The sequence below is a fragment of the Halobaculum sp. EA56 genome, assembly GCF_051195075.1.
Classification (GTDB): Archaea; Halobacteriota; Halobacteria; order Halobacteriales; family Haloferacaceae; genus Halobaculum.
The window spans coordinates 1-5394 of the sequence record NZ_JBNTJX010000047.1 but is presented as its reverse complement, the minus strand read 5'-3'; the positions used below and the strand labels follow the sequence as shown (position 1 = coordinate 5394).

General features: G+C 59.4%; 4 protein-coding genes and 1 pseudogene. All 5 read left to right on the top strand.

The features are described from left to right. Window positions 1-225 (top strand): annotated as a pseudogene (locus ACQUQ1_RS21525) (hypothetical protein); the annotation flags it as partial. A 3-nt stretch (window positions 226-228) separates the two neighbouring features. Beyond that, window positions 229-1068, top strand: a complete 840-nt coding sequence (locus ACQUQ1_RS21520) for a hypothetical protein (RefSeq protein ID WP_435066269.1) — start codon at window positions 229-231, stop codon at window positions 1066-1068. A 3-nt stretch (window positions 1069-1071) separates the two neighbouring features. Next, the gene (locus tag ACQUQ1_RS21515; protein WP_435066268.1) at window positions 1072-2187 is read left to right on the top strand and encodes a hypothetical protein; all 1116 of its coding nucleotides are present in this window, start codon (window positions 1072-1074) and stop codon (window positions 2185-2187) included. A 2-nt stretch (window positions 2188-2189) separates the two neighbouring features. Beyond that, the gene (locus ACQUQ1_RS21510; RefSeq protein WP_435066267.1) at window positions 2190-3311 is read left to right on the top strand and encodes a hypothetical protein; all 1122 of its coding nucleotides are present in this window, start codon (window positions 2190-2192) and stop codon (window positions 3309-3311) included. Beyond that, a partial coding sequence (locus tag ACQUQ1_RS21505) for a VirB4 family type IV secretion system protein (RefSeq protein WP_435066266.1) occupies window positions 3304-5394 on the top strand: 2091 nt, incomplete at its 3' end. The genes ACQUQ1_RS21510 and ACQUQ1_RS21505, both read left to right, overlap by 8 nt.

The following is a 5394-nucleotide window of genomic DNA, read 5'->3' as shown; positions in this document are numbered from 1 at the left end:
ATCTACACGGCTCGGTACCATCCGGGTTCGTGGCTCGGGCACGACCCCGCGTATGTGAGTGCGACGGCAACTGCTCGGTGGCATCCGCTCGGCACCATCGACGGTTGGTTCGCGTTCATTTTCGAAGTCGGCTGGCAGCTCATCCCGTTTATTGTGATGTTCTACGCAGGGAAGCGGCTCCTCCGAATGCTCGGTCCAGAAGATATCTTCCAACGGAACCCATAGTCCATGACTAGAAACCACTCACACATCAGTCGGCGAACCGCCCTCCGAACAGTCGCAGGTGCCACCCTCGTAAGCGTCGCTGGCTGTCTGAACGACAATGGCGGCTCTGGAACACCTAGTGACGGAACGACCTCTCCAGATAGCAACGGCCCACTCACGCGTATCGCTGTCGAGGGGACCACACTCGTCGTCGAACTCTCCGAAGAGGCCGACATCGACCAAGTCAATCTTATCCAACCGAACGGCGAGCTATTCGGGAAGCGTGACGTAGCCGCAGGTGCTCAACAGGTCTCGTTCGAGATTGGCACCGCGTATGCGCCCGGTGAGTACCGGATTGTCGCACTGAAGGGCGAGGAGACTGTTACAGAAACCTCGCTCGCTATCCAGCCGGAATTGGTGATACGAGATGTTGGGCTCTATCGGAATAACCCGGATAAACCATGGGACGAAGTCTATGGCGAAAGCCAAACGGATTCGAAAAAGAATGGGGAAGCATTCGTCACCGTGGAGAATACCGGGAGTGGTCCGGAAGCAGTAGTTGAACTCCGATTTACCGGGGATGTTCCCAATCCTGTCGATGATCCCCGTGGAAGTGGGATATACGAAAAAGAACGTGTCGTAGTCGGTGCAGGTGAGACAGTAGATATCTTCAGCGACTCGTTCCCGTTTGGCTCGGAAATCGGGGAGGACGGTATGGGTTGTTCAACTGATGGAAATAGCGGGCAGTTTACTGTTGTACTGGAGACTCGAACTACAGGCCAACAAGTCACGAAATCCTACGACGTGGAGTACACTGGCTCTGACGAGATGCAGAATTGCGAGGTCACAATTAGCGAGGCTTGATGTATGGTTGATCTCATTGATGTCGTCTTAGAGGGGTTCAAGGGCGTTGTTGACTGGATTATTGGCCTCTTCATGGATGGCCTGACGACCGGCTATAATACGCTCACTGAGGAATTATTCGGAACTCCTACACCTCAAACAGATGGCGCATTCGTTTTTGGCGAACCGTCGAACGCACCCTGGACCACAATTCAAGATTCCCTCGTTGGCGGCGAGATCATGCTCATCGCATTACTGCTGCTCGTAATGAGCGTCCAGGGCCGGCATACAATCCGGATATTCAACATCGGAAGTGCCTATGAGGCAAGGAAGACGAAGAAAACGGCGTGGGTGGGTGCCTTCCTGATTATCGTCTGGTATTGGATCGGTGTACTCGCTCTCTATATCGTGGACGGGTTTTCAATCGCACTGATGCCGAGTATGGCTTCGCTTCGGAACGCTATGTTGGGCTTCCTCACCGTGTCTCTAACGAATCCAGGATTGTCTCTTCTATTCGCCCTACTTGGAGGGATTTCGATGTGGGCATTGCAGGCGCTGTTCTACATCCGTGAGATTCTCCTCTACGTGTATCTCTACGGAATGCCAATTGCAATCGCTCTCGGATATGGGAATATTCCTGTTGTGTCTGATATCGCATTGGGCTTTGCCAAGCGATTTGTGCCCCTGGCTGTCCTGCCATTGCCGGCGGCGATGGTATTCAAGGGCTATGATCTAATCTACGGCGGTGGGACGCTCACACCAGGAACAGCGTTCCTCAAGTATCTCGTCGCGGCGTCCCTCCCGCTGGTCGCCCTCTACATCACGTGGAAGACGTTCAAATACGCGACGCCGTTGACGGCCAAAGTCGTCGGCGGTGCGACGAAAGGCGCAGCACTCGTTGGCGGTGTTGCCGCCGGTGCCTACGTCGGTGGCGCCGGCGTCGCGACAACTGCCGCTCGGTGGGGGCCGAAGGCCGCTGCCGGTCATGCCGTCGCGCAAAAGGCGGCTGCCCGCGGTGGGCACGGAGCGGACAATAGCGGTACGCCGTCGTACCGTCGAACAGAGAATGACCCAGGTGGAGCGACAGCGGAATCAGCGAGTGACGACCGTGGGATGGAGTTTGACCGAGGGATTCACTAACTATGTCAGCAGATCAAGACGCGGCCGCACGGCGCATCATGGATCAGTTCGGCGAGGAGAGTCGCATCCCGTATCTCAATATCGAGGAAGGGGACGTCGGCATGCTCATCGCCTTCCCCATTATTGGACTGTTTATCGCTGGCCTCACCGGGATCGAATCACTGGCCCTCCCGTTCGTTGCTGGCGGGCTTGGCTTTGGCGTCGCCGTCATCTACGTCTCACCAACCCACCTGAACGCCTGGACGTGGACCAAAGACGTCTATCGCTACCTCAAGCGACCTCAGGTCACGTTCAGTGCGCCCGCCGACGCCGACACGAGTACCAACGAGTCAGAGCGGAACGAAGGCGGACTCGCGAACTACACGCCGTTCACGCCCGACGAACGCACCCAGGATCTCACGAACATCAAGCGAGCGTGGCCCGGCGCTGGTGCTATCCAGCGTGAAGACGGCGCGATGGAAGCATTCATCGAGATCGATCCGGCCAACATGGACTTCGCGATGTCCGACGACTGGGCGCAGCTCCAGGATGCTGGCGAAGAGTTCGCTAACAAAGAGCTGGACTCGAAGCTCAAACTCCACGCCACAACCCGTTCATTTCCGGTCGAGCAGATCACCGAGACCATCGAGGAGCGCCTCACTGACGAAGACGTCACGGAGAACCCGATTTTCCGGGAACTCCTCGAAGAGTACCGAGAGACGCGGCCGAAGGAGATGCGTGACCGGGGCATCCAGCAGGTCCGGTACTACATCGGCGTTGAAGTCAGCCCGATAGAGGTCTACGACCGCTTCCGCGACGAGGGCACCCCCGCAGAGAAGCTGACCCAGTTCCCGGTCATCGGCTTCCTGTTCAACCCGTTCGTCACCCGCCGCGAGGACCTTACTGACGTCGAACGTCGTGCGCAGATGTTCGAGAAGCTCGACAGTCGCGTCAACGACGTGCGATCCGAGTTCATCCAGCAGGCGTCAGGGTGGTCCGCACGTCGACTCAGCACGGTCGAGCTGTTCGTCCTGAATATGGACTTCTGGAACGGCCGTGAACACGACTACGACGAGGCAGAACGTGTCGTTCGCGACCAATCGATCATCGGCCACTCGCGCCGGGAGGACCCACACGATGCGTAACGTGATCCTCCAGACTGGTGGTGGCGCGCTTGGCTCCGTCGCCGGGTGGCTCCAGAATCTGACGCCAGCAGAGAGTGCAGTACTTGCCCTTGCAGTGGGTCTCGGCCTTGGCGTCGGCAGTAAGTACCTCTGGGACCGCTTCACTGCGGATGATGAACCAGATGTGGACTTCACCGATGTCCTTGACGAGGAGACACTCGAAGAAGGCGAGGCCGAACACAAACTCCTCGACGACATCTCTGAGTCACACAAGACGGTGACCGCGCCGGCGGCGATTGAGTGGGAAACGCGAGCCGCACAGGTCGGTGAGCAGTGGACGACGACGCTGTACATCGCTAACTATGCCGACTATCCCAATGACGGGTATCTGAGTGACCTCTTCGAGATGACCGATGTCCAGTTCGATCTGACGGCCCACATCACGCCGAAAAATCAGGAGCGGGCCCGGAACGAACTGCAGGACATCGCGGACGACCTTCAGGTGGACGCTGACCTCGAACAGAGTATCCGGAGTGCCTACCTGCAGGAACGCGCCAACGAGGCCGCAGCGACGTACAAGGCCGTCGAGAACGGCGCGAACGTCTTCGACCAGGGGATGTTCATCACCGTGCGGGCCGACGAGAAAGACGACCTCAGAGATGCCGTCCAGACGGTCAAGAGTGCGCTTCGGGACGACCCGGCGAACCTCACGCCGAAGACCGCCATCTGCCGGCAGGACCTCGCTCTCCAGTCCGCCGCGCCCATCGGCGACAACGAGTTCGGCCGGACATCGATTGCGCTCGGCGGCGCCGTCGGCGCGCTGCTGTCCTCGCCGCACAACGCGACGATTCTCGAGGAGGGCGGCGTCGAATTCGGGATTCACAAGGACAACCAGAGCCCGGTCGTCATCGATCCGTTTGCCCGGGACAACGGCTACGCGATGTTCACCGTGGGCGATACCGGCTCGGGGAAGTCGTTCAGTTCCAAGCAGAACTTCATCCGCTCCATCGAGCAGAGCAAGGACCGCATCGGCATCATCCTCGAACCGCTGAACAACTGGGCCGGCGTCTCAGAGGCACTCAACGCCAAGCGAATCACCGTCGGTGGGACGCTCGGCCTGAACCCCTTGGAGATCCGCGAGACGCCCGAACACGTCCAGCGCGCGATGGGCGAGGACGCGAGTCCGTTCAACGAGAAGCTCGACGACGCGATGAGCTTCCTCACGAACTTCTTCGCGCTCCGCGGCATCTCGCTGGGCGACCGCCGGACAACGCTCGAGCTCGGGCTCAAGCGCGCCTACAAGCGCCAGGGCATCACCGACGACATCTCCACGCACAGCAATCCGAGTCCGACCATCCGCGAGATGATGGACGTCTTCGAGGATATGGTCAACGACCCTGAGGAGTTCGTCGTTCGATCCGACGAGGAGGCAGGGAAGATCAAAGAGGACGCGACGTGGCTGCTCGATCAACTCCGCCCCTTCGAGGACGACGGTCGCCACGCCAACCTCGGCCAGGAGTCCGACTTCGACATTCGGGACGAGAAGGTCATCTACCTCGACCTCGCTCAGCAGGAGGGCAGCGTCGACAGCAGCACGGCGCTGACGATGCAGCTCCTCATCTCGCTGGTGTACGAGCGAGCGAAGGTCTCGGACAAGGAGGTCGTGTTCTACATCGACGAGGCCCGCTACATCATGCAGGACGCCGCCAGTCTGGCATTCCTCGAGACGGTGTTCCGCCACCACCGCCACCACGACCTCTCCATCCGACTCGTTACCCAAACCGTCGACGAGTTCTTCGAGCACGCCGAGTCCGAAGCCATCCTCGATCAGTGTGCCGTCAAGCAGTTCCATCGCCTGGACGGGATGGACAAGGAGTGGGCCGACGAGTTCGGTCTGAACTACGCACAGATGCGGTTCGTCCAGGACGCCGTTCCTGGTAACGAGGACGCCGGCTTCTCCGAGGCCCTCGTGGGCGTCGACGGCGAGTGGCGTGGGATCCAGGTCAAAGCGATGCCCAAGGAGAAGCAGGTCATCGACTTCGAGCCAACCGAGCAACGGCGAGACTCACTCCCCGGGACTGGTGAGAATGCTGTGGACGCGGAG